We start from the raw sequence: 20,043 nt of genomic DNA on the forward strand, positions 1-20,043 counted from the left end.
AGAGGGGCACAGGGGCAGAGGGGAAAGAAAGAACTTGGTATTTTTGTTCTCTCCCACTAGCGAACCTGCTCCCACTAGCGAACCTGCTCCCCTGCACAAGCGCAGGCTTTGAGAGGTGTGGTGAGAAATCCGGGTTAAGTGCTTTTCACTTACCTACTTGAATTAAACAATAGCCCTGGGTTTTACTCTGCTGTGTTTGACAGGCTTCAATTGCTGCTTGATTCTTCAAGATTATTTGATACATCTGCTTTCCCTCTTGGGATTTTGCCCATTGGAGAATCTTTATCTCGTTACGTGAGACTACTACTGACTGATTCGTTCCTACATTCTGCACCAGATTCCATGTGGTCAGCGAACCCAGCAAGGTACTGCCAGCCGCTACTAATCCACACACCAGAGATACTGTCCCCAATCCCCAGCCTGCCTGCACTTTCATACCTGCGTCGGTGGGCTTAATTTTTTTCATCTCATCACGCACAGCACTGGAGACAACCGTATAGTGCATTGACTCGGCAGATTTACTTGTCTTCTCTAGTTTTTGGTCTATTAATGCTGCCCATGCTTCTATCATTGCCTCCATTCTTGCCTGGAGGTCTATGATCGTTTCTTCATATCTGCCCAGCGTCGCCATCATCCTAAAAACTGGATCATCTGGTGTAATTCCTAGTTGATATGCCCCTTCAACTATGCGTTTTTGTTCTGATGGGGAGTAGCCTTGTAATGTGTCTTGTACTCGCATTTCTCACAAGCTCCTTTGCGTTTAATGATGAGTAATAAGTAATGGGTAATGAGTAAAGAGTAAGAAATAATGAGTAAGATATTAAAGTATTCGCTAATAACTCATTACTCATAACTCATTACTCCTCCATTCGAAGTGGGGTAAGAAATCCGGGTTGTAGTGTCATCAATCAAGCCCTAAATATTTAATAGCCAAATTGTCATTTATCACTGAATGGCGGAAATTTTTAATCCACTGAAAAATGAAACTTCTCCAAAACAAAATTATTGAGAAATCCTGGCAAACTTCTGAATATGGCTTGACAGCTTTCTCCATCGCTTGATAGTGATTTCGATGTAAAGCCATCAAATTTATTTCTGTTCCTCCTATTGTTAACAGAGTTTTCTGCATTTTTTCGTCATATTCCCTAAACTCTGGTGCAAAATGATAATTCTTCACTATCACATAGTTGGCATTGTTAGTAGCAGTTTGGATGATTTGAGTTAAGTAGTCTATGCAGTCCGTTCTATGTGATATCGGTTGCAGAAACGTTAGCTTCCATCCATATTCAGCTAAAGCTTCTAATAGTTCAGACTCAACAATATACTGACAAATTTTGTCTATGTGCTGCCCCGGCATATCCACTAAAATGATATCTATATCATCAGCTACCAGATCAATAAACATCCTGTCCGTTTGTTTATTGAAAAAATCTATCTTTTCAATACACACTAAATCTTTGTAAGCCAAAAGTCTATCACGATTATCATGGTCATAAACTTTCAATCTTTTACCTTGAATTTGATAAATTTCCAGCAACAGTTTCATAACTGTAGACTTGCCTACACGAGAGTCACCTACAGTCATTACCATTCTTTTAGAAGATTTCAACATTTATACTCTCCAGCCCTAAGAGATGCTTAACTGGACAAATTTGCTGTTTAAAAGTTTTTAGCCAACTTTTCACCCGCATTTTCACTCCTGGTAGTTCTTTTTGCTTTATTCCTTCAGAAAAAGTTAGTGACTTTTCATCTAAATAATCATAGGCATATTCAAGCAAATCCGGCATTGTAATATCGAATAAAGGGATTCCTGCTTTTAATAACTCTTGCTTTATCTCTTGAACTATTGATGAGTTGCTATATCTAGAAAATTCTGACTCCTCACCATAAAATAAATTTCTAACGACTATGTAATCTACTTTATTTCCGCAAAAGCTGTATAAATCTATTAATTGCTTTACCGAATCTGATACTCGACTAATTACCACGACCATTGTTACTCTAATGTCATAATCATTGGCGGCTGTTTCCAAGAACTCTTGTTCTATAAATTTTTTAAATATTTGTCTTGATTGGGGTGGCAATTCTAATAAAAACAGCGATTCTGGTGGTGGCAGCTGATTATATGTATCTGGCTCTGGCTCCATCATTCTCTTTACCTGATCAAAAAATCTATCTATACTTCCATCTTTAAAAATATTTAACTGCTGTATTTGACAATGCTCACCGTTCTCACCATAATATCTCAACAAATCTGGATTAGAATTATCTGCATCTACTGCCACAATTCTTCTTTTCTCATCTATACAAGTTTGTAAAAATCCTCTCGTCCACATCGATTTACCAACTCCACCTTTCCCCCCGTCTACTATTACTAATCTTCTTGGGGGAGTTTTAGTTACTTCTTCTGCCTCTTTATCTGCATCTGAGTCCATATCCAGGTTTAACTTTAGTTTCTCTAACTCTAACTGCTGCTCTGGTGTTAAATCATTTAGCTTTATTTCTTCTGCTTCAATTGCCAATATATCAGCTTTGCCATTAATATTTCCATTTTGACTGTTATTGATAGTTTGTGTCATTCTTCTTCTCCTCATAATTCAGATTTGTTCTCAATTCTCTAAAAGAAATCTTTTTGAAATATCGGTAAGACATTACTCCTTATCCATTGCGTAAAATTATTAATCATTTGTTCTTCTACTATGCCTTTTAAATTATATATAGCTCCAGAATTTAAAGTTTTTACTATTGTTATTTGCTCACCAAGAACTACATGACGTTCTCTAACTTGAATATGCAGAGGCACTATTTTTTCATTATTTAATTCTGGTGCAATAATCTGAAATACATCTTCAGCAAATATCTCTAGCCCTAATGGAGTTGATATTACTCGAACCGCGCTACCCAATGTATGGTCAAATTCCCAAAATGTCCATATTTTTTTCATTGCTGATTTAGATGTTACTTATGCCAATTATGCTCACGCACAAATTCTTTCTCAACTTTGCTCTTTTATCTATGACATATTCCTACTTAAAAGATGAAGAAACTTTAGTGCTATTTTTTTCCGTACTCAAGTGACTTGTTCTTTTTTCATAATTGTTGTACTATTTTTTATTTACTTTTTAACAAGTAGCAACACAAAATCATCCTGCGCTATAGGAAGATCCAGAGGTCGCTATCACCTCACCTACCATTAGGGCTGTGAACTGTATCAGACAGTACTGTGACGATATATCTGGACGCTCTGTGCGCCATTAGACCTCTTGCAAAAGTGACTTTTGCACTCTTGTGGAAAAGGGTTCATGTTAAAGGGTAAAGGTTTTTTCTTACCCCTTTCCCCCTTCCCCTTTCCCCTTTAACCCACTTCTGCAAGAAGTCCATTGCCTCTATGTGATTTCAGTTGCCGATGGCTGTGGAAGGGTAGTAGTCTGCCAACCCAAAAATGCGTTTTTTCAGACTGGGGAAAGGGAAAAGGGGACTGGTTTTGGGATTTAAACCCTTTCCCCTTCCCCATTGCCCTTTACCCCGCTTTCGTTACGAAAGCGAACTAGTAGAACTATGACTAAAAACTGTTAAAAATTGATTGCATATATGCAACAAATATGTATAATATTTGCAGCTTGTAGTCAAGCATTCTAAGAAGTAGATATTGCTTAAACAAGAAAATCGGTAATTAATTTCGCGTATTAATTGTTGGAGTTTTTTTTATGAATAAAATAGGTTTACTCATAGCCCTTGTTTTGATAGGTGCGGGTACTGGCGCTTGCCAGTCTGAAGGAGACAAGGTGGCTCAGGCAGATAATGATTATGCGGCTAAGTTAACTGATGTGCAAAGCCAAAAAGATAAGGAAGTACAGGAGCAAATAAGGCAATATGTAGAAGAGACACCTAACTTATATAGAATAACCTGGAAGGTATGCGGAGACTGGAACGCTCCATACAAAAACGGAACAAGGTGCAACGAAACCAAAATCCCTCGAACTAAGGGATATTTCCAGCCTGTTTATGTTTGGGGAGCGGATAGAGTTCAGTTTGTTAACAAACAGGATTTTGTAAGTAATTTTTGGACTACAGGACTATTTGTGAAATCAAGAGGATGCTTAAATTTAGGGAAGCCGCGAGAAGAAGGCTTATACAATGTGAAAAATTTCATGCTCAAGAAGACAGGCACTACTCCTACGCCAGAGAATGTGAAAGTTGAACCTCTGTCAAAACAAGAGAAGCAAACAGTAGTAGAACTTGCCTTCAAGGACGCAGAAGTAGAAAATTATGCGCTGACAAAGTTCGGTGTGTCAGCAACCACAGGATTAATACCCACTGGGAAAACTTGCTTGACTCTTGAAGAATGGAAGAAGACGCAATCGTAAAAATCAGGCATAGTCGCTTCCTTGGATCGCAGTTCTGTCGCGCCGACTTCCTCCATCTCCAGCGCAACCAACTAATTGGTTGATCGGCATCGCAATTTGCCGACCATTGGTCGGCAAAAACTTAATTATGATTCTGAAAAACTAATCCTTTATATGAGCCAAGATCGAGGGTGTTAAAAGGAGCGGGAATTTGCAGACCACCATGCCAAACAATGTCTGTGCCTTCCCTTATGCCCTGTGTATAAATGTTTTTGTAATATAAAAACCTTGATTTACGCAATTATAATTACTGTAAGCATCGCTATGCAGTAAAATTTCCTGCATTATACTCATCTAGGTAAATAGGCTAAATGAACCTAACATAAGCTTATTCGTTTACCTAGACAAGTATCATGATACAGCACGGGGATTTCGTTCGATGTTAAAGTTGTATTTTTGACTGTATAATTTACGACCTCATAAACTAACTCGCAATCAGCTAAAGTCCCTTCAGCCATCAGGGAGCATCTTGGCGTTCACCCTGAAAATTGATTCAGGACAAGTTCGGAATCAATTGCAGAACAGTTTGAGTTTTTGGCACGCAAGTTTTACCCATTTCTTGAAGAATTTTTTATAAGCAATCACACCACTCTCAAAAATAAACTAAAAATGACTCTATAGTTTTATGGCGTGATAGCGATTAAAAAACAGGCTATTCCGATAAGCTTGATTTGGCATGAAAGCAACAGAAGCAGGGAAGAATTTTGTACAAGTTTCTTTAAATAAGCACCTTTGCCCGTTTTCTTTAACCCAAACCTACACCTGTAATATTTGTGTAGTTAACTGTTAAGAGTATGCTCTTTAATTTTTTATATCACTTATTAACTATAAAGCCATTTTTAGTTTATTTTTTTCATCTATCTTTAGGTTTTTCAATATAGGAGCATTGGCTATAGCCCAATGGCATGAAGAAAGGTAGTGGCTAGGTAAACTGGGACGAAGAGTGATTGAGTCAACCGATCGCTCATCATGATAAATAAAGGTGATTATTGCTTGTGCAGCACGAGCGATGGCAGTCCCAAATGGCAATCGGCTTTTTCTCCAGTGCGCTTAAATGGCAGGGGAATAGTACAGCATTAGTACACCGTTCTGGCTACAGGTGACGGGGGTATTCTGTTGCTGACAAACTGCCACAATTTTCACTTTGTCCGTGAACAGGGAAAGGGAAACGGTAGAGAAACTAGTACACATTGCAGTACAGTTCCACACTTTTTTCACCGAAATAAATCCTGGGACGGGAGCATCGGCGATAATGATTAACTATCGGGGGTTCGGGGCTGTGAAAATTGACCGTCACGGGAAGGCAAAGGTTTTGTCGGCAGAAGAAATCCAGCGTCTGTTTACTTTGGGGTTAACCACAGAGCGAGACAGAACCCTAATAGGCGTGATGCTGTATACGGGTTGCCGCGTCAATGAAGCAGTTACCCTAAAAATTAAAGATGTTTATAACAGCAAGGGACGGATCAGAGCAGAGCTGATCATCCGTAAAGGGAATACAAAGGGAAAGTTAGCTACCCGCAGCATTCCGATTTTGTCAGAACTAAGGTGCTTCCTAGCTACTTACAAACCGACAAACTCCCGTGACGGTTTTTTGTTTCCTGGTAGATGGGGGCGGGGTCACTTGCACTCAGAATATGCAAGCCTAATCTTTCGAGAAGCTTGCGAACGTGCGGACATCGAAGGAGCAAGCACACACAGTTGCCGCAGAACCGCACTTACTTTCATGAGCAATGCCGGAATTCCATTGCGGGTCATCCAAGAAATTAGCGGACATCGCAACTTAGAGCAACTGCAAAATTATCTGGAGGTGGAACCATCCCAAGTCCGGGGTGCGATCGCGGCGTTATCGATGCTATCACCGCCATCAATTAGCAGCAACAATCAAGACATGCAAAATGCGGATAACACGAGGTTATCATCGGAGTGATAGATCAGGAAATACCTATTAGTTGATCTAGACAGGACTAATAGCCAATAAAGGCTATAAGGATTTTTCCAAAAAGCCATTTACAATTCCATAGGCAACATTTCAAGCCAAAGCCACTGATAAAAATGAGGCACAGATTGCTCTAGGTTACGTAGCTCAGTCGCGGCGTAGGCTTTATCCCTCCATCGGCAACACCTCTTCATTCAGCAAGGCATAAAATTCCGGTACTGCTGCCTCGACAAGTCGCAGTTCATTTGCCGCGATCGCTTCAAGTTCCAGCACCGTATCCCAGCGCAAATCCTCAACCCATCGCTTAAGGATGCCTTTAATCGCGTCAACCCCTTGCTTAATACCAGAGCGAAGTATTTCTACGCAGTGGAGTAGCGTAATCCGATCGGTCGGAGGCGACTCAAATTCGGTAGTATCCTCCCCTTGGCAATGGGAGTTCCCTATAGCATCAAGGGGGGGTGTGGATACGGCCTGCTGATTAGGGTTTACACTATACACAGTAGGGGTTTGGGGAGCATAACAGGTTCGGTTTTCTTTTTGATTACGCTTTTCCACGCGATGAGCAATTACCTGGAGAGCAAATTCCAATTCCTCTTTAGATAAAGAGAAAAGTTTCACCTGTTGACCGCGCTTGCCCTGCTTACGGAAAGTTAACTTTAACCCCAGCTGCTCTACTAAAGTAGCTAGCAACCAAATAGGTTTACAGTCGCTGGGAATAGTAAACCCAAGAATTGCTTTGACGTGAGCAGCACAATTTTTGGCGATCGCCGTCATCTTGAGTAAGGTGGAATCGTCGGCAGTAACTTCATCACCCTTCATTAAAGAAGTGAGAATTTGATGCAGTCCCAGGTTAAATCTAGCAAGCCACCGCGCCGAATAATTGCCCCAGTCGATGCACAAAGGTAAATTATCCCGCTCATTGCGGTCTTTTTGGGTGACAATTGTTGGTGGGGTAGGATAAGTTTGCCCAGTTTTGGGGTCAGTAAACGATTCTTCGGGTGGGGCTAAAATGGCTTCAAGTCCAGCTAAGGCTCTAATTAAGCGACCACCTTTATCCATTTCTACGAGTGATTCGGTTACTTCGATGCCGTAAGAATCAGAAATGCGGAATTTTTCGCATTCAAAAATTTCATTAGGGTCAAGGTAATCTTTGCTCTGACGGGCACGGTACTCGCTCAAAGTAATATTCTTGGCCTTGGCAACAGCCGAATTGTGGGCACGATCCAAAGCTTGTGCTGCTGCTTTTAGACTTTCAAGAGATTGAGGATCTGAATCACTGCCCACATATATAAATGTATTGCCCATTTCGGTGAGAAGCGATCGCAAATCATCACGCAGATTATTGAGAGAATAGTGGCGGTTAGCCATAATTTGGCAGTAAGCCTCAAGCGCCCAATCTTTCTCTGCGCCCCGCTTGCCTGTTTGACGGTCAATCCGCAACAGAAAAGCGGTCATTTCATTGGTTTGGAGCAAGCGCTCTTTAATCTTGGTAGCATTGGTATCCTTGTAACCAAAGGGGGGACGTGGGGCCACCCAAATATGAAACGGGACTTTTGGACGATAACGGTAAAGCTGTTGGGCACACTCAGTAGCAGTTTGGGAAACGCCGTGAAAAACACCAAACACCAAATCGAAATGATACTGGGAAATATCGACACCAGTACCCAGGCTGGGAGAGGTGAACAAGGCATCAAAGTTTTTGACGGCGTTGGTGATATCTTTAATGAAAGCGACGTTTTCATCACTGCCGGAATTATCGGAGTGGACAGACCAGATGCGCCATTTTTGGGGTGTATGGGATTGGTCAGAGTTAGGATCTTCGTACTTAATAGTAAAAGACTTTTCGAGTTTTTTGATGAAACGCTTGGAGTCACTTGCAACCATGACTTTCAGACCTTGCATCAGGGCTGCCGAGATTTGGGCAACTAGGGCGCTTGAATTACTGCCTTCGTACCAATATATAGTGCGTGAGCCATTTTTCCATTCATTTTTGACGATGTAAGGTACTTCACCTACTGGTCGCATTGCCCGAAAGAAGTCCACGGTTAAATCATCCATGTGTGCGTCGGCAAGGACGACTAGTGGCGCGTTGTATACTATATATTCCAGTACCTCCAAGATTGCTGCACGGTGCTGTTTACACGTATTACTGTGTAGTAGGTGGGTAAGGTATTGGCAAGCTTCATCTATAAATATGCAGCCATAAATCAGCGCTTGCGTATTGAGTTTGTGCAAGCTGTCAATGGTAATACTAAGGGCTTGGGCTTGAGCTAAACCTGTGTAACCCAAGTCTGAATACATCGCAGTTCTCAGGCGATCGCTTAAATTCTTCAGCAGGTTGACGCGATGCCCGTTGTTGAGGAACCGAGCATCGGGGTTTTGCTCACGCCACCAGCGCATAAGTTCAGTTTTGCCTGTACCCATGTCGCTCCAGAGTACGACTAGTCCTTTGTCTGGAAAACGGAAAGACTTTTTGGGATTTTGGGTACAAGGTTTAGGGTCAGGGCAGTCAGAAATTATTAACTCTTGTTTTCTTTCTCCCTCCCCACAGCTTATAGAGCTAACACTTGGGGTGAACAATTGCTCTTGTGAAATATCGTAAAGCGGCTGAACTGATGAACATTTTTCCTCCAGATCAGGAATACAGAGTGCTTGGGTCAAATATTTAATATTGACTGTCACATCCGGTTTGTACTTAGAGAGTCCCCATTTCTTAGCTCGATAGGAGCGCTGGTAGTCGGCAAGTGATTTGGCATCGTCTATGATTGCAGTTAGTAAGACATTGGCATCTTCACCCCTAGCTACCACGAAATCATCAACGCCTTTTTCTGGCCCCGGCAGTAATGCAACTTCACATAAGCAACCTGCCGCTAAGATTGCTTTTGCAGTGCGAACAGTGGCTTGAAACACCGACCACCTAGTTTTAGAAGAAGTTTCGTAGTCAAATAATATAATGAACTTGCGTCCCGCCTGAGCCATCGGTACTAAGTCAGGATGCAATCGTTCATCAAAATCCCGTCTTCCGACCCGCCCGTTCCAAATTCCCGGAAGTGCGATCGCTACAAAACCCAGACTCAGCAAGCAAGCAGCCTTTTTTTCCCCTTCGCATAAGATAATCGGAATCTCTGGGTGTTGCTTTATCCACTCCCAAAATATTAGTGGATTGAGTTGATCCAGTAAGCGCAATGCTAAAAGTGAATGATAGCGCTTAATTAAATAACGCTTTGCAACTTTGTCCCAGATGGGGTTAGCGACATCAAAGTAGGTAACGCGGTTGGGGGTTTTGGGGGGCGACTCGTATTTGACGGGTTTCCCTTTTTGCCAATCAATACGAGGAAAGTTGGGCTTGATCCTTCCCCACTCCATTGGTTGCCAGTTCTTGAATGGGTCAAGTGATTGAATCCACGTCCCACCCAACAGCAAATGCTGATACAGCTTTAAGTATCCATCGGTGACTCGCCCTGCATTCTTGCGTGGGATTTTATCAGATATGAACAGGAAATCATAAACTGATTCTCCCTCTACATGGAAAAAGTTGCGCTTAATCAACGCCGGATGAATGGCGCTACCAGCTAACAACTCATGGTATTCCGCTGCCGTGAGATTGTTTGGATATTCAGTTGGAGAGGCTGCGCCTGGGTCAAGGGTAAGGGGCAAAGGGGAAGGGGAGGAAGAATTTGTTAACTCTTCTCTATCCCTTTTCCCTTTTCCCTTTAACCTTTCCCCCGTAATATTCGGGGTATGGTTCATCGGTTCTCCCCTCGGAATTCCTTAGAGAGAACTCTTTCAAGCTGCGAAACTCTTGCTCTAGCCTGGATATTCCGAAAATTTCCCTTCGTCACAGCACAAAATTGCCGTGCGAAAGCTGTACTCGACCCCATGCGCTCTAACACTGCGCTCTTGGGGCGTTCTCTGTTTTTCACGATATTTTCCCTGATAACTTGGTTTACAAGCTTCAGAGGGGGCTGCATCAGTTATCAGTCAACAGTTATCAAAGACTCTGACTGATAACTGGTAACTGTTATTCGCGCTACTACTGCTTTTTGCTATAAAATTCGCAATTTTTCTTCATTAGACTTAACTTTATAAAAACTTATGAATTTCGACAGCCAAAACTTACCGCAAGGAATGGACTTTCCAAGCGGCAGACCCTATAATGGATCTGGTAGCGCGGATTATACTCTCGGACAAATTTAGTAGTCGTCTTGGTCGCCAAACTTCAACGACAATTTATTTTGTTCCTTCGAGATCAGCCCCGCTCTTTTAAACGATGAATTTTACAAACAGACAAAGCGCCTACTCCTTAGTGGCGCTTTGTGCTTTAGGCTTTTTGATGGTTTCATATTTTCCTCCATATTTTCCTCCAATTAGCTTGATCTTACAGAAGTTCTAGTCACTTGGTATCGACGCTATCTTCTTTTTTTGTTTTGAGTTTTCAATATCTCCGTAGTCCATAAGTGTTTTTGGAGTATCTAAGGACTTGTGATAACCTTAGATAATGTTTAATAGAAAAAGACTTTTGCTCAGACGGTACTTACCGCAGATTTTGCCTCTACTATTACCTTCCAAAATTTGCACCTGATCGTCTGCCTCCTTGAGTTTTTGTACTTAAAGGTCAATGTAGCTTTAGGGACACTTTTAGAGAGCGTGTTATTATTTATGCAATGTAGCACTCTAAACTTATATCCTGTAAAAGTAATGATAGCAAGTAGCTTTTTATTAAAAATTGTAAAAAAGCTATATAAAAGTTTTAGGTGGAATTTGAATAGGTATTATGGTAATGCTAGTAACGTACTATTGTAGGTAAGTATGTCTTCAAATAAAAATTTAGACCTAGAAGCAGTACTAGAGATTTTGGAAGAGCGTGTGCTTCAGCATACCGGAAGATATTTGTTGCCCTCTGAAATGGTTTTAATCAAAGGGTCTTGGGATGGTAAAGACTATAAGGAAATAGCAAACGATTCGGGGTACAATGTGCATTATTTGCAGACTGGTGTAGGTACTCCGTTGTGGACAATGCTTACACAAGTTGTTGGAGAAGGAGTGCAAGTAAAAAAATTAACTTTAAGAAATATTTTGCTTAAACTAGCAAAAAAAGAATATTTGAAAAAGCTAGAAGCGTCATACCAAAATGTTGATCGTTTAATAGGCACAACTAGGTTATATGGGGAAATTCCAAAAATAACATCCTTTTATGGACGACAAGATGAAATAAGTTTTTTAAAAAGGGAAGTCAATATTTTTAAAAAAAGGTGTATAGCATTAATTGGAATTGCTGGAATTGGGAAAACTATACTAGCGTCAAAGTTAATCGAAGAAATACTATTAGAAGATTCAAGCAATTATGAATATGTTATTTGGAAAACAATAAAGCGTTCTTCAACGATTGATAATTTAGTTACCGATCTAATTAATACTTTTAATATAGAACAAGCAGAATATATAACTCTTCAGACCAAGCTATCTTTATTGTTAAATTATTTGCAATCACATCGTTGTCTATTAGTTTTAGATGGTTTTGAAGCCATAGCACCAGTAAATATTTTTGAAAAAAGATTAGAATACGAAGATTTTTTTGTTGGGATCACACAAGAAAAACATCAGAGTTGTGTAATTGTAACAAGCCAAGTGCCTTTAAAAGAAATTGCTTATGTGAATTTAAACTCATCTATTGTATCTATTCAAATAGAAGGTTTAGAAGAAGATGCAGCAATCCAGTTAATGCGTGAAAAGGGCATAGCTGGAGAAAAATGTAAAGAGTTGATTGAAACATATCGTGGAAATCCGTCAGAACTAGAGGCTGTTTCTGACCGAATAAATCGCATTTTTGGGGGGAACCTAGAAAAATTTTTCGATTATAGGACTACTGTAATTGGGCCACGAGTTGAGGCAATGTTAAATCTTCAATTTGGACAAAATGGTCTTTTAACTGATCTTCAAAAGCAAGTAATGGTTTACTTAGCTGAGGAAATGGCAAAAAGTTCTGCTTTAATCCCTTTCTCAAAGCTTATTAATGATTTAAAAGAGCGATTAAAATTAGAAGTAATGTCAATTTCAAAGGTAATATCAGCTTTGGAAGGTTTAGAGCAACGCTCGTTAATTGAAGCCAGTAAAAAATCAAGTAAGCATGAACTCAGCTATGGTATGGAACCAGTTATTAAAAAATATATTTTAGTAGATCCATACGGTTTAGTATATAAATCATCAAATAAGAAAGAATTAACCAGTTATATACAGGGGCAAAACTCTCTGTGAGCTACTGTATAAATCCCTTGTGTAGTAGGCGGCATAATCCTGAAGATACTGAAAATTGTTTAGCTTGTGGTAATCCTTTACTAATAGATGGGCGCATTCGTTTACTGCGCCCATTGCGTTCTTTGGATGAAGATCCATCTACCTATACAGATGTTTTTGAGGTTGAAGACGTTGAGCCGTCATGGGGGACAAAATCTAGAATCAGAGTATTGAAAGTACTTAGGTGGAGTGATCCTAAATTAGTTCGTCTGGTTCAGAGAGAATCACTTATATTACAGACGTTATATCATCCAGGAGTTCCTAAGTGTGGTGTGGATGACTATTTCACTTTTATACTGAAGGACGGTCGTTTAGTATTGCACTGTTTAGTAATGGAAAAAATTGAAGGAGAAAATTTACAACAGTGGTTAATATCTTATGGAAGAATTCCTCAAAAACTAGCACTGGATTGGTTAGCACAACTAGTTGATATTCTTGAATCGGTACACCGCTCTGGCTTTTTTCATAGAGATATTAAACCAGAGAATATTATTTATCAACCTGATGGTCAACTGGCACTTGTTGATTTTGGAGCAGCCAGACAGATTACCACAACATATTTAGCAAAAGTTGGTGCTAGTGGAGTAAATAAAAGAACACGCTTCAGTAGTGGATATGAAGTAACAGTTGTTAGAACGATTCGATTTTCTCCACTTGAACAACTTAACGGTCAAGCATTGCCTCAATCAGACTTTTATGCTTTGGGGCGAACCTTTGTGAATTTGTTAACAGGGATATCACTATTGGAATTACCAATAGATCAAAACACAGGAAGACTAATCTGGAGAGATAAAGCACCACATATTGATAAGCCTCTTGCTGATTTAATTGATGACATGATGGCTCCTTTTCCAGGACAACGCCCACAGACAACTCAAGTCATATTGGAACGTTTGCAGCGTTTACCATTTAAATTAAAACTTAATCGTTTTTTGGTATCAAATATATTTAAATGCTTTTTGGTAAGCTCATTAATAGTAAGTATTAATAGTAGTTATAATCAAATTAATCTTGCTGTATCTGCTTACTATTTTAATCAAGCTGGACATTATATGAATGAGCCTAAAATAGCTAAAAAATATTATGAATTAGCATTAATTTACAATCCAAAAGATGATGAAATATATAATAATTTGGCAGTAGCTTGCCAGGTAACTCAGGACTTAAACTGTGCAATTGAAAACTACCAAAAAGCTTTCAAACTCAAGCCTAACGCTTGGGAACTGCACTATAATCTTGGCAATTTTTACGATGAACAAGGTCAATATGACCAAGCAGAGCAGCAATACAAGTTATCGATTAAGTACGGGAAGAATCAACCGATGAATGCTGTCAACAATTTATCACGGCTCAAAAATATACAAAAAAAATACTCTGAGGCAGCACAACTAGCACTTGAAGGATTGAAACGCACTTCAGATCCAGTATGGCAAGCAGCCTTGTATAAAAATTTAGGCTGGGCAAGATTCAAACAACAGCGTTATGCAGAGGCGAAAGATTACTTGCAAAAATCGGTGGATTTAGATTCTCGAAGAGTAGATGCTCACTGCTTGCTAGCAAAAACACAAGAAGCGTTAGGTGACTTGGATAATGCTAGAACACATTGGGAAGTTTGCTTAATATCAAATAATTCTGGTTTACCAGAAATATCAGATTGGAAACAACAAATTATACAGCGCATTTTTCCAACGAATTGACTAAGGTGCGTCAATTTCGATAAGCTATCAAATAGATAGCAAATTACTAAATAATAGGAATGCTGATTGTAGCAAAGTCAACAGCCAAAATAAAAAAAGTTTCAAACTCTCAATTCGTAGCCATTGCATTAATACTGTTGTTTTCAAGCTTTAGCAGTGCAGGGGGACAAGCTCAATCAGCAAGTAGAAGCGATTCACATCAGCGAGACTGTGAAGTTGTAGCAAAAGTTATTAGTGGCGATATCAATTGGACACCCCAGAGTAAGCTTTGTAAAGATGACAAAATTCATCCAGTTCGTGGGCGTAAGGTTGAGATTTTTTGTTATTCACATGGAAAGCTTTTATACCTCACAGATAGTACTGTAAGTGAACATTGTTTACCTGTTTCCCAGCGTAGATTTGAGAATTGTACTTTGAAAAATGGGTATACCTGTGTGACACCCAAAGGGGCAGAGGAAGATGAAAATATACCTACATTAATCACTCCCTACGGTGTCGTCATTTTAAATACCAATCCAATACTATCTTGGTCTGCCACTCCTTCAGCTACTAGCTATATGGTGCAAATCGAAGGCAAAGGAGTTAACTGGTCAGTTGAAGTTAAGGCAACTCAACTGCCATACCCGAAAGATCAGCCAGCTATGGAGCCGGGGAATGTTTACAATGTAAACGTCATTGCTAATCGTGGAGATGAGCCTATTGCTGCTAGTGCCTCTATTCTTTTGATAGTCCCTATTGATAAGGCACAAGAGATAGCGACGACAATCAATCGTCTTCAAAGTCTCAATCAGTTCCAAGATGAATTAGCTATTGATTTAGATAGTGTATACGAAGCAGAGAACTTGTTGAACGAATCGATTCTGGTGTTAAAGGCAAGAGCCAAAGCAGGTAGTACAAATCCCACTATCTATCGATTATTAGGCGATCGCTACCTAGAGACATACTTGCCATCTGCGGCCATATCTGCATATGCAACTGCAAGCAAATTAGCTCGAAAAGAGAATAATACTGATGAATTAGTCAAAGCAGAAGCAGGAGCGAAAATTGCAGATCAGAGCCAGAAAAGACTAGAAAGAGTAAGGGGTGGTTAGATTGAACCAGTGCTGACTCGTTGTAGACGACATCATAAGTTTTTGCACAGTGCTTTGTCAGTGGGACGATAACTGTCACTTAATGGGAAGCTAAATCGCATCTTGACGGCAAACTTATGCTTCCACTGACATCCTTTTTGGCTTAGTTGCCAACAAGAATAAAGCCAGCCCAGTAATAGGGATGGAAGTATTTTTCACTAGACAACAAACTCAGTTTTGCAAGTCTTAGTGCTTCTGGTAAGGCAAGTCCATTTTTCAATCCTTTGTAGAACTCCTCCATCAATAGGGCAGTAGAATCAGCATCAACTAGCCACAAACTAGCTAATGTACTGCGTGCTCCGGCTTGTACAGCTATTCCAGCAATTCCAAGGGCAGAGCGTTTATCGCCCTTTGCAGTTTGACAAGCACTTAAAACAAGTAAATTAATTGTCTCGCCTTCATTTTTGAGCAAAAATTTCAAATCTTTGATATGTAAAGGTTTGTCCCAAGTCAAGACAAAGGTTTGTTCAGGATCAGAACTGAATTGAGCATGAGTACTCAAATGAATTAAAGAAAATGAATTTTTTTCAATTTTTTGTTGAAAGCTGTGACTAGTAAAATCACTATCAATTAAAGTTAAAATGGAAGCGGTACTTTTTTTGATATTTTCGATTTCTGCTTTAACTTCTGGCAAAACTGGTAAATTTTTAGGAACTGAGGGATCGTTAAGACTAGGACTAGGTTGAGAAATACCGCCAATTAAAATGTTAGAAATTTTAAACTTAGCCGAATTATTCTGCAATTGTTGAGAACTTGAAGCTGTGATAATGCTATATGAATCAGTCAAATATTTTTTTCCATCATGTAACATATCGATAGGTAAATTCTGAAAATAGCTATCTAGAACAAATCCTAAACTTCCTGAATTAGGAAGATACTGCTTAATGGGAGAAAACAAGAGATTATAAATAGTTTGAGAATAGATAAAATAGTTAACACTTTCAGTTCTAATAAATTGCTTTTGTTGAACAATTTTAAGTAAATTATCAATTGGATCAGCTATTTGCTTTAACTCTACCGTATGTCTATAGAAATTTTTTGGTGTTCTAACAACTACTTCTACTTGCTTTCTCAATTTAATTAAATAAATAATTGGAAATAATTCTTTTGGGCTTTGTTCATTACTTGAAGAAGATAAATTCAATCTACCACATTGTAAAAAGTTTTCTATTTCAGCGAGTTTTAGCTTCTCTTGAATTTCAACTGCTCTTTTTGACTTTACCTCATCTTGGGAAAATAATAACTCCATATATTCATGGTAAATAGGTTCAACTTTATCCTTAAAATTAAACTGAATTTCAGGGTTTACCCCTAGAAGATTACCTCGAACTTGCTCAAGACTGTTAATAGCAGATTCATATACTTTATTAGCTTTATTAACTTTTCTTAGGACTCGATATAAACGTCCTAATTGCCATTGCCACTCGTAAGCAATATCCCAAGCTTGTACTGATTGAGCTAGTCCCATAGCTTTTTCAAAATATTGTGTTGCTTCAAGTGTTTTACCTAAAGAGTAGTAGATGGTAGCAATCGTTCCTAATGCATAAGACTCGGCTCGGTTATTATTCAGCTTTTGGGCTAAAGTATTAGCTTTATTCGCTAATTTTAATGAAATTGATAATGGGTTATCTTTTTTGGAGAAAAAAAGTTGCTTCAACTGGATATTTTGGTCAATTTGCACTAAACTCTGAGCGATATTAAGTTGAGCATAGATAGATTCGATTGCAGGGAATGATTCAAATCTATCCAAATTATTTAATAATTTATTAAGTAATGTCTTAAGGTGTTCATTTGTAATTGGATTTTCTAAAATTCCTATGTTCTTCCACTTTTGCATCTCTAAGATTAAACTTAACTGGTTGATTTTTGCTTGCATGGGAAGTACATTTTGTTTGCTGCTTGCTAACTCTTGATAAAAATTCAAAGCATTTTGAAATTTTGAGCTAGCTATTTTAAGTGCTTTCTGTTTAGTAAACACATCATCAGTTAGCTGATATTTTCCTTTTGCTTGGATATAAAGGGCGCGTTCTGTATTACCTAAACTCAATAATATTTGATTATAAATATCTGATTCTTTTGACTCTATAGTTTTAGCTATTGCCATAGCATTGAATAATATAATCGAAGATGCTTCTGGATTACCAATCAGCCGCAGCACATCACCTAGATTGCGGAGTCCAATAACTCTTACTCTTGAAAAATCCTGTTTTTCTAAAGTAAACTTTAACTTTTCTAGATAAGCTTGTTGAGAAATTTCTTGTAATTCAATCGGGCTAGAGCAAATCCAATCCTCTAGTTCTAGAGTCTTGCTTAGGGTTTGACAAGCACTAAGATATGAACCACTGGCTTGTAGTGCTAAACTTTGATTAATTAAACTACCAGTAATACCATCAGAATCTTTTAATTTATAATAAATATTGTAAGCTCCTTGCCATGTTTGTAGTGCGGCTTGAGGCTGTCCTTTATTTAACTCTTCAAATCCTTGTTGATTGAGAAGTTGTGCTTGAGACTGTTCTAAAATTGTAGAAGTCTGGGATTTTGCTTTGACTTGGCATAAAACTATCACTACCGTTAAACATAGTCCTAATATTAGATACTTTAAAGCAGTCGGTAATTGATAGAAAAATAAAATCCGTTTTCTTGCCATGTTTCTAAATTTGAGTTAGTGTCAGCAGGTATCAAAGGAACACCCCAATCAAGACGAGCATTAAGGCGATCTTCTAACTGGTACTGTATACCAAGCCCTATAGATGCCAGTGTTCCTGTAAATACTGTTATCCCAGTATCTTTAGCAGTAGTATTATTCCAGGAAATTCCCACATCAAAAAAGGGAATGATCTGTAATTGTTCAGTGTCTGTTATCCAAGCGGGAACACGTGCTTCAATTGATAGTAAAGCTCCGTTATCAGACAAAAATGTATCCTGTCTGTAACCTCTGACCGAATTTATACCACCATTAGCAAATTGTTCTAATGGCACAAGAGGGCGAGAAGCTAGTTGAATATCTGCTCTAACAAGCAAGGATGTACCGTTTGCTGCTAAACGCTGTAGCCATGAAGTCTGTCCTCGCCAAGAGAAGAAGCGACTGTCAGGAGCGAAATCGTTAACTGTGGCATCAATTGCACCAACTCCAAAATTGAACTGGGAGCGTGCCAATAATGCTCCTTGTCTTGTGCGTTGTGTCCACTCTTGAAAAAATCTAAGAGCGGAAATTCGCGTTCGCCCTTTAGAATCTGCGCCAGCACTTAAAGGAAAAGGAGTGTTGAGTAATGATGAATCGCTCTCTAGTCGGGAAGCTGTCAATCCTAAAGCAAATTCTTGAGTTGAATTAGAGCTAGCTTGTCGTAGTATTGGCTGACGCAAAGTCAGTTCATAAGCGCGAGCATCAGAAAGAATATCTAGCCTGCTAAAAGGACGCTCAATAACATTGGCAGAAGAATTTGCATAAAAAAACTGCACAGTCCCGTTTTGGGAATTGAGAGGAATAGAATAATCAGCTGTTAAAGTATTACTGCCGTCAGTGTTTCTATATCCCAGACTCAACCGATCTCCTAGCCCGAAGAGGTTAGCATTGCTTAACTCAACTCGTCTCTGAAAACTGCCAATGGCAGGTGAACGAGAGTTATCTAAGAAAGCTTCAATTCTAAAGGGTTGACGTGCTTTGACTGTAACGTTTAAAACAGAAGTACTTGATTGAGAGCCTTTATCTATAACCGAAGAAATTTTCTCAATCAAAGGATCTGTTTGCAGTAGTTGTAAAGCTGTCAGCAAATGTTTGCTATTAAATACTTCAGTCGTGTTTGTGCGTAAGCGTTCACGAATATAATTTTGTAATCGTGCGCTACCCATAATATTGATTTTCTCTAACTTGCCTTCAACAATTTGTATAGTTACGACTCCTCCACTGGATGTAATGGCTTGATTTTCTTTAACAGGAAAGAAGGCCCCTGAAGTTAGATATCCTTGTTCAGTATATAGCCTCGTGACTGCTGTACGAGCTTCAAGCAATTCTGAAAATGTAATTTCTCTGCCTGTGTAAGAAGCAACTATTGATTCTAGTTGTTGAGTTGATAAGACAGTATTGCCTTTGAATATGAACCTTTCAACTTTGATTTTTTCTCGATTTATTTTGGGAATTTCAGGCGTAGGCACTGAAACAGGAGGTATTTGCTCTTCTTCTCTTCTTTCTATTGGAGAAGGAACTTGTGGACTCTGAGGAATTGTTGGTATTTGCTGTGTAAAAAGTCTTGGAGGTACTGTTTTTGCTAAGAGCGGGTTAGTTGTTGATATCGGAATTACCCAAAGAAAAGTTGCTCCTAACACATCTAAGTATCGATATTTAGACAACATAGCATTTTCTTAACATAGAAGCAAATTTTTAAACTTTTTCATTCTCTAATAAAAGCAGCTAATAGATGAAAAAAAATATTTACAGCCCTCTCGTTTCTCGTTTGCCTTGATAGTAATTGCAAGGACTGGCTTGCTAGCCTTGAGAAGGCTTCGCTACATTCGCAATAAAATTAGGTAATTAATTATGTGTAGCTACATATATCTGCTGTTTTATTCCAATTGTCTTTGTA

General features: G+C 39.0%; 13 protein-coding genes. 5 read left to right on the forward strand and 8 right to left on the reverse strand.

The annotated features are described in order from the left end of the window. Window positions 1–145: 145 nt before the first annotated feature. The 4 genes from GJB62_RS31450 to GJB62_RS31465 form a co-directional block, all read right to left on the reverse strand. Window positions 146–739, reverse strand: coding sequence for a DUF6753 family protein (locus GJB62_RS31450; RefSeq protein ID WP_114083220.1), 594 nt, complete (start codon window positions 737–739; stop codon window positions 146–148). Between the two features lie 165 nt (window positions 740–904). Beyond that, window positions 905–1,612 (reverse strand): ATP-binding protein, encoded by a 708-nt coding sequence (locus GJB62_RS31455; RefSeq protein WP_245246235.1) that lies wholly within the window; start codon window positions 1,610–1,612, stop codon window positions 905–907. Continuing rightward, entirely contained in the window at window positions 1,596–2,579 is a 984-nt protein-coding gene (locus GJB62_RS31460) for a hypothetical protein (RefSeq protein WP_114083219.1), read from the reverse strand. Before GJB62_RS31460 ends, GJB62_RS31455 begins: the two co-directional genes overlap by 17 nt. A gap of 38 nt (window positions 2,580–2,617) precedes the next feature. Continuing rightward, entirely contained in the window at window positions 2,618–2,944 is a 327-nt protein-coding gene (locus GJB62_RS31465) for a hypothetical protein (protein WP_114083218.1), read from the reverse strand. Between the two features lie 763 nt (window positions 2,945–3,707). On the opposite strand from GJB62_RS31465, the gene GJB62_RS31470 reads away from it, so the two are divergent. Continuing rightward, window positions 3,708–4,367 carry a hypothetical protein gene (locus GJB62_RS31470; RefSeq protein WP_114083217.1) on the forward strand — a complete coding sequence of 220 codons (660 nt, stop codon included), beginning with the start codon at window positions 3,708–3,710 and terminating at the stop codon, window positions 4,365–4,367. A gap of 864 nt (window positions 4,368–5,231) precedes the next feature. Here the strand turns inward: GJB62_RS31470 and GJB62_RS31475 are convergent. After that, the gene (locus GJB62_RS31475) at window positions 5,232–5,435 is read right to left on the reverse strand and encodes a hypothetical protein (protein WP_147262530.1); all 204 of its coding nucleotides are present in this window, start codon (window positions 5,433–5,435) and stop codon (window positions 5,232–5,234) included. 250 nt (window positions 5,436–5,685) lie between these two features. Between GJB62_RS31475 and GJB62_RS31480 the strand changes: the two genes are divergently transcribed. Beyond that, complete coding sequence (locus GJB62_RS31480; RefSeq protein ID WP_114083256.1) at window positions 5,686–6,333, forward strand: site-specific integrase; 648 nt, start codon at window positions 5,686–5,688, stop codon at window positions 6,331–6,333. A 174-nt stretch (window positions 6,334–6,507) separates the two neighbouring features. Here the strand turns inward: GJB62_RS31480 and GJB62_RS31485 are convergent, their stop codons facing one another. Then, window positions 6,508–10,092 (reverse strand): plasmid replication protein, CyRepA1 family, encoded by a 3,585-nt coding sequence (locus GJB62_RS31485; protein ID WP_245246236.1) that lies wholly within the window; start codon window positions 10,090–10,092, stop codon window positions 6,508–6,510. Between the two features lie 1,059 nt (window positions 10,093–11,151). Between GJB62_RS31485 and GJB62_RS31490 the strand changes: the two genes are divergently transcribed. The 3 genes from GJB62_RS31490 to GJB62_RS31500 are packed head-to-tail and all read left to right on the forward strand — an operon-like array spanning window position 11,152 to window position 15,424. Then, window positions 11,152–12,597: an NB-ARC domain-containing protein gene (locus tag GJB62_RS31490; protein WP_114083215.1), complete on the forward strand. Its 1,446-nt coding sequence runs from the start codon at window positions 11,152–11,154 to the stop codon at window positions 12,595–12,597. Further along, entirely contained in the window at window positions 12,594–14,333 is a 1,740-nt protein-coding gene (locus tag GJB62_RS31495) for a serine/threonine-protein kinase (protein WP_114083214.1), read from the forward strand. Before GJB62_RS31490 ends, GJB62_RS31495 begins: the two co-directional genes overlap by 4 nt. Before the next feature lie 59 nt (window positions 14,334–14,392). Continuing rightward, window positions 14,393–15,424: a hypothetical protein gene (locus GJB62_RS31500; RefSeq protein WP_114083213.1), complete on the forward strand. Its 1,032-nt coding sequence runs from the start codon at window positions 14,393–14,395 to the stop codon at window positions 15,422–15,424. 142 nt (window positions 15,425–15,566) lie between these two features. Here GJB62_RS31500 and GJB62_RS31505 read toward each other — a convergent pair whose 3' ends face one another. Next, on the reverse strand, window positions 15,567–18,110 hold the full coding sequence (locus GJB62_RS31505; RefSeq protein WP_114083212.1) for a CHAT domain-containing protein: 2,544 nt from the start codon (window positions 18,108–18,110) through the stop codon (window positions 15,567–15,569). Further along, entirely contained in the window at window positions 18,062–19,813 is a 1,752-nt protein-coding gene (locus tag GJB62_RS31510; RefSeq protein ID WP_114083211.1) for a ShlB/FhaC/HecB family hemolysin secretion/activation protein, read from the reverse strand. The genes GJB62_RS31505 and GJB62_RS31510 overlap by 49 nt, the downstream gene beginning before the upstream one ends. Window positions 19,814–20,043: the final 230 nt, after the last annotated feature.

The organism is Nostoc sp. ATCC 53789, from assembly GCF_009873495.1.
In the GTDB taxonomy this organism is placed as follows: domain Bacteria; phylum Cyanobacteriota; class Cyanobacteriia; order Cyanobacteriales; family Nostocaceae; genus Nostoc; species Nostoc muscorum_A.